We start from the raw sequence: 5,438 nt of genomic DNA, 5'->3' as shown, positions 1-5,438 counted from the left end.
GGACGGCGGCGGCGAGCAGGGTGGCGGTGACGGTGACCAGCCCCAGTGGCAGGGCGTCGTGGGGGCCGCCGAGGCCGACCAGGGGTGCGGCGAGGCCTCCGAGGGCGAAGCGGGCCAGGCCCAGGAGGGAGGAGGCGGTGCCGGCCATGTCGGGGTAGCCCGCCAGAGCGAGGGAGGTCGTCGGTGGGGTGGTGGCGGCCACGCCGCCGACGAGGGTGAACATTGAAATGATCACGGCGGCGAGCGGCAGGTGCAGGAGGGAGGTGGCGAGGAGCCCTGCCGCGCCGCTCAAGCACATCGCGAGGCCGACGACGAGGGTGCCGCGTTCGGACCAGCGTTCGCTCAGCCGTCCGGCGGCGAAGCCGAAGGCCATGAATCCGGCTGAGTTGAGGCCGAATGCGAAGGCGTAGCCCTGCGGGGAGAGGCCGTAGATGCCCTGTAGGACGTAGGTGGCGCCGCTGAGGTAGGCGAACAGGGCGGCGTTGACCAGGCCGGTGACCAGGACGGCGCCGAGCAGGACCCGGTCGCTGAGCAGGCGGCGGAAGTCGTGTCCGGTCTGGGTGAGGCCGCCGCTGGTGCGGGTGTGGGCGGGCAGGGTTTCGCGGAAGACGGTCAGGCAGGCCAGCACGATGACGACGCCGAGGGCGGCGAGGATGACGAAGAATCCGCGCCAGTCGGTGAGAGGGGCGAGCTGGCCGCCCAGCACGGGCCCGATGACTGCGGCGAGTCCCGCGATGACGGTGAGGCGCCCGTAGTAGCGCATCAGCTTGCCGCCGGTGTAGAGGTCGCGGCCGGCGGCCTGGGCGATGACGATGCCGACCGCCCCGGCCAGGCCCTGGACGAAGCGGGCCGCGACCAGGGTGGCGATGGTGGGGGCGAGCGCGCACAGGACCGAGGTGAGGACGTAGGCGACGGTTCCGGCCAGGAGCGGTCGGCGACGGCCGAAGCGGTCGGATATCGGTCCCGCGATGACCTGGCCGAACGCGAGGCCCAGCAGGCACGCGGTCACGGTCAGCTGCGCGGCGGAGGTGGCGGTGTGCAGGTCGGTGGTGAGGGCGGGCAGGACGGGAAGGTAGAGGTCCATCGAGATGGGACCGAAGACGGCCAGCAGTCCGAGGACGATCGCGAGGGCGCGGCCCCCGGTCGGCTCTCCGGATATGGCGCAGTGGTTGCTCACGGCGTTCCTGTCGGCGGGCGGGGCGGGCTGGTGGCCCTGGATGTGGGAGGTCGCAGGCCGCTCGCCCTGGCGCGGGGCAGGGGGACGAGTGGCGAGGGTGGTCAGGAGGCGGGCTCGATGGTGATCCGCTGCGCCTGGGCCAGTTGATCGGCGGCGACGTCGATATGGCCGAGGATGAGCAGGTCCGAGGAGGCGGAGGGGCCGTCCTGGTAGAAGAGGGCGAGGTTGCCCCACGGCGCGTAGTAGGCGATGTCGCCGACCCTGGGCGCGGACGGTTCGGGGGCGCCGTCGGTGGTGAGCTTGCGCGGCGGGTCGCCGATCCGCTCGGTGCCGTGGAAGTCCTTCAGATCCAGGGTGAGCGGGAGCAGGGTTGCCAGGTCGCGGGCGGCGGGGCTGTCGTTCAAGGTCGCGTCGACGGCTCGGCCGTCGAGGGTGACACGGATGTCCATGGCGGTGTTCCTGTCAGAGCGGGAGGGGGTGCCGGACGCCGCTGTCTCCTGCCGCCCCGCCGAAGATGACGACGCGCCCGGCGAGGGTGAGTCCGGTGTGTTGTTGGAGCACGCGGCCAGCGCCAGCAGCAGCAGAGCGGCGGCCGGGGCGGCGCGGAGCAGAGCCTGTCGGGGTGTAGAGGGCATGGCGTAGTCCGTCACTTCACTCGGGCAGGGGTTCGGCGTAGTGCCGGAACCCGCCGCGCTCGGCGTGGATGGCATACAAGCGCTCGGCTAGGACGGTGGGGCTGGAGTGCTCGGCGCCGGGGCGGATCGCACCGGGAATGATCAGCTGGGCTGCGTGGATGTTCTCCTTGGCGAGCGCGTCGTGCAGCATGGCCGCGTACGCGGTCTCGGCGGCGAAGGCGATCGAGGTGCCGGCCACGGCGGGGTTCGGGCGCACCGCGCTGGATCCGTTGACGAACAGCAGGGTGCCGCGGCCCAGGGCCCGCATGCCGGGCAGGACCGCGTTCACGCAGGTCACGGGGCCCTTAACCGAGAAGGCCAGCGGGGCGTCCAGATCAGTGGCGGTGGTGTCCACGACCGGCTTCATGAAGTCGGCCCGAGGCACCGGGCTGTACTGCAGAACCTCGATCGGCCCCAGTTCGTCGGCGGCCGTCTGAAGGGCCGTGGTGAGCGAGGCGCCATCCAGAACGTCGGCGGCGTAGCCGCGGGCCTGAATCCCGTTCTCCTGCAGCGTGCTGGAGAGGCGGTCGAGACGCTCGGCGTTGCGCGCGATGAGCGCGACGTTGTGCCCCGCCTTTCCGAAGCGGTGGGCGGTGGCCAGACCCAGGCCGGGGCCGGCACCGACGATAGCGAACGCGGTCATGACGAAATCCTTCGGGGGAGGGCACCGAGGGCGCGCGGTGGGGCGCCGGCCCCGTGTGCGGTGAGGTCAGGGGATCAGGGTGTGAGGAGGGCCTTGATGGCGCGGCGCTCGTCCATCGCCTTGTAGCCCTCGGCGACCTGGTCCAGGGGGAGGGTGAGGTCGAAGACCTTGCCCGGGTTGATGGCGCCGGCCAGGACACGGTCGATGAGGTCGGGTAGGTAGCGGCGCACGGGGGCGGGGCCGCCGCGCAGGCCGACGTGGGAGAAGAACAGCTCCTGGCCGTCGACGGCGACCTCGTGCGGGACGCCGACGAAGCCGACATTGCCGCCCGGCCGGGCCGCGTGCAGGGCCTGCTGCATGGCCTGCGCGGTGCCGACGCACTCCAGGACCGAGTCGGCGCCGATGCCGCCGGTCAGCTCCTTGATCCGGGCCACGCCCTCCTCGCCGCGCTCGGCGACGATGTCGGTGGCGCCGAATTCGAGGGCGAGCTTCTGGCGGGACTCGTGACGCGACATGGCGATGATCCGCTCTGCGCCCATCTCCTTCGCCGCGATCACGCCGCACAGCCCGACCGCGCCGTCGCCGACCACCACGGCGGTCGAGCCGCACCTCACCTCGGCGGCATCCGCGGCCCACCACCCCGTACCCATCACGTCGGAGACGGCGAGCAGGCCGGGCCACAGCCGCTCATCAGGGATCCCGTCCGTGGCGACCAGGGTGCCCTGGGCGTTGGGGATGCGCACGTAATCGGCTTGGCAGGTGCCCATGAACTCGCGGTGCACACAGTTCGACTGGAAGCCGTTGCGGCAGTTCGCGCAGGTGTTGTCCGAGGTCGCGAACGAGCCGACCACGAACTGGCCCGGCTTCACCGCAGTGACCTCGGCCCCGACCTCCTCGACGAAGCCCACGTACTCGTGCCCCATCGGATGCGCCTCCCCGATCGGCTCCAAACCGCGGTAGGGCCACAGGTCGGAGCCGCACACACAGGTCACGGCCGTACGGATGACGGCGTCGGTGGGATGGAGGACCTTCGGGTCCTCCAGGGTCTCGAAGCGGATATCGCCGGGGCCATGGATCACTGCACCGCGCATGAGGGGTTCCTTTGCGTGCCGAGGCGTGCGGTACAGGTGTACCGACGGTCGCCGAGTGCGGGGACGGACCGGCCTGCAGACGACGAGCCGCCACCCTGGCCGGTGGGTGCCCTCCGCCCGGCCCGCCTTCACGGCGAGGCGGAAAAACACCACGTCATCCAGGTAACCCGCTCCCGGCCCGCGCAGCGAGTCACCAGCGAGAGGTGTACCAGCAGTACGTCCCTGATGCCGCATACGGGACGTACCGTCGAGGTGTGGACAACAGCGAAGAGATCCGCGAGTTCCTCACCTCGCGGCGAGCGAAGATCACCCCGGAGCAGGCCGGCCTGCCGTCCGGCAACCGGCGGCGCGTGCCCGGCCTGCGCCGCAGCGAGGTCGCCTCCCTCGCCGACATGAGCGTCGAGTACTACGCAAAACTGGAGCGCGGCAGCCTCGCCGGAGTCTCCCCGGCCGTCCTCGAATCCGTCGCCCGCGCCCTCCAGCTCGACGACGCCGAACGCGCCCACCTGCTCAACCTGGCCCAGGCCGCCGACGGCTCCGACGCCCTCACCCGCCCCCGGCGCCGCACCACCACCCGGCAGTGGACACCCCACCGCAGCCTGCAGTGGACCCTGGACGCTGTCATCGCCGGACCCGCCTTCGTCCGCAACGGCCGCATGGACCTCCTCGCCGTGAACCCGCTTGCCCGCGCCCTCTACCAGGACGTGTACGCCTCGTCGCAGAACCAGGCGAACCTGGCCCGCTTCAACTTCCTCGACCCCGCGTCGCGCCGCTTCTACCCGGACTGGGACACCTTCGCCGACGTCGCCGTCGCCATCCTGCGCACCGAAGCCGGCCGCAACCCGTACGACAAGGACCTGCACGACCTCGTCGGTGAACTGTCCACCCGCAGCGACGAATTCCGCACCCGCTGGGGCGCCCACGACGTCCGCCACCACGGCACCGGAACCAAGCGCTTCCACCACCAGGCCGTCGGCGACCTCACCCTCGCCTTCGAGGGCCTGGAGATGGCCGCCGAACCCGGCCTCACCCTCACCATCTACACCGCCGAACCCGGCTCGTCATCGGAAGAGGGGCTGCGCCTGCTCGCGTCCTGGACCGCCACGCAGGAAGCTGCAGCATCCGCATCGAAAACACCACCGGCTGACTGAAGGTGTCCATCCGGCCAGAATGCAGGGGCCAATCCAACCCGTTCGATGACGTGTCAGTGCACTTCAAGCGGCGTGGTCACCCTCTGCGACCGCTCCCCAAGATCTGTGCCAGAACCCAAAACTTTTGACGAGCATGAAGAGCCGCTACCGGTGGAGGAGTACCGCCAGAGCGGCCGTAACTGGGCCTACGAGCGGTAGCCGAACGCTCAGGGCGCCCCCTTCAGGATGTCTGCACGGCTCCGGCGATTCGGTCGGCGTAGGTGCGGTGCGCCTTGCGCCCGGCCGCGGTGGAACCCTCGCCGGCGAGCGCGGCGCACTGCTGCAGCGCGGCCTGGTGCAACGCGAGCGGGGCGGTGACACGCACCGAGTAGCCCTGTCCGCGGCGGATCGTCCGACCACCGCGCAGGACCCCGCGGACGGCGGCGTCCTCGGTGTCCCGCAGATGCTCGGCGAGCAGGCCCGGCATGTCCAGGGCCACCGCCGCCCCGGGCGCGGGCATCTGCTGCGCGGGCTCCGCGCCGACAGTGTCGCCCAGTGGTTCGGGGGCGTCGGGCACCTCGCGGGCGCCGACGGCGTCGAGCGCGCGGCGGATCGTCTTGGGCGCCACCGCGTACCGCCGGGCGAGGCCCTTCACGCTGGTGCCTGCGCGGTACGCCTCGACGGCCGCGGTCGCCTGGTCCTCGTTGAGCGCGGCCGGGCGGC

5 protein-coding genes and 1 pseudogene are annotated in these 5,438 nt (G+C 71.6%); 1 reads left to right on the top strand and 5 read right to left on the bottom strand.

What is annotated here, in order from left to right:
* The 4 genes from VIW71_RS19730 to VIW71_RS19715 all read right to left on the bottom strand — a co-directional run.
* The coding region (locus VIW71_RS19730) for a multidrug effflux MFS transporter (protein ID WP_331623695.1) at window positions 1–1,177 on the bottom strand (1,177 nt) is incomplete at its 3' end.
* 101 nt (window positions 1,178–1,278) lie between these two features.
* Window positions 1,279–1,812 (bottom strand): cyclophilin-like fold protein, encoded by a 534-nt coding sequence (locus VIW71_RS19725; RefSeq protein ID WP_331623694.1) that lies wholly within the window; start codon window positions 1,810–1,812, stop codon window positions 1,279–1,281.
* 16 nt (window positions 1,813–1,828) lie between these two features.
* A complete protein-coding gene (locus VIW71_RS19720) occupies window positions 1,829–2,494 on the bottom strand; it encodes an SDR family NAD(P)-dependent oxidoreductase (RefSeq protein ID WP_331623693.1) in 666 nt (221 codons plus the stop codon).
* A 74-nt stretch (window positions 2,495–2,568) separates the two neighbouring features.
* A complete protein-coding gene (locus VIW71_RS19715; protein ID WP_331623692.1) occupies window positions 2,569–3,585 on the bottom strand; it encodes a zinc-dependent alcohol dehydrogenase family protein in 1,017 nt (338 codons plus the stop codon).
* Window positions 3,586–3,839: 254 nt separating this feature from the next.
* Between VIW71_RS19715 and VIW71_RS19710 the strand changes: the two genes are divergently transcribed.
* Window positions 3,840–4,736 carry a helix-turn-helix transcriptional regulator gene (locus VIW71_RS19710; protein ID WP_331623690.1) on the top strand — a complete coding sequence of 299 codons (897 nt, stop codon included), beginning with the start codon at window positions 3,840–3,842 and terminating at the stop codon, window positions 4,734–4,736.
* 220 nt (window positions 4,737–4,956) lie between these two features.
* Here VIW71_RS19710 and VIW71_RS19705 read toward each other — a convergent pair.
* Window positions 4,957–5,438: pseudogene (locus VIW71_RS19705) on the bottom strand (hypothetical protein); the annotation flags it as partial.

Origin of the sequence: Streptomyces sp., from assembly GCF_036524955.1 — a bacterium.
Classification (GTDB): Bacteria; Actinomycetota; Actinomycetes; order Streptomycetales; family Streptomycetaceae; genus Actinacidiphila.
This window is presented reverse-complemented; position numbering and strand designations above follow the sequence as displayed.

What these genes read in the sequence shown, in the direction of transcription:
- VIW71_RS19725 (WP_331623694.1), bottom strand. Translation starts at nt 1,812, where the DNA reads ATGCCCTCTACACCCCGACAGGCTCTGCTCCGCGCCGCCCCGGCCGCC.
- VIW71_RS19720 (WP_331623693.1), bottom strand. Translation starts at nt 2,494, where the DNA reads ATGACCGCGTTCGCTATCGTCGGTGCCGGCCCCGGCCTGGGTCTGGCC.
- VIW71_RS19715 (WP_331623692.1), bottom strand. Translation starts at nt 3,585, where the DNA reads ATGCGCGGTGCAGTGATCCATGGCCCCGGCGATATCCGCTTCGAGACC.